Source organism: Limosilactobacillus panis DSM 6035, from assembly GCF_001435935.1.
GTDB lineage: Bacteria > Bacillota > Bacilli > Lactobacillales > Lactobacillaceae > Limosilactobacillus > Limosilactobacillus panis.
This window is the reverse complement of sequence record NZ_AZGM01000017.1, coordinates 1-214: the sequence shown is the minus strand read 5'-3', so window position 1 is coordinate 214 and position 214 is coordinate 1. Positions and strand designations below refer to the sequence as shown.

General features: G+C 38.3%; 1 pseudogene. It reads left to right on the top strand.

Going from position 1 to position 214, the window contains the following annotated elements:
• A pseudogene (locus FD32_RS10155) lies at positions 1 to 214 on the top strand (IS1182 family transposase); the annotation flags it as partial.

The window sequence follows — 214 nt, the reverse complement described above, 5'->3', positions numbered from 1 at the left end:
TTTTATGTAAACCCACAGGGCGTCCGATTCAACTTTAAACGATACGCATACCGAAATGATAAATACAAATTCCGTCGTGATTTCAAAGTATATCAAGCAGAGAAGTATGATGAGAATCATCAAATTATTTCTCAGGCATTAACACCACATGGGAACACTAAGTACCTTATGGTGAACCCACAGTGGGAATATTTTAAGTCGAAAGCTCGCGAGT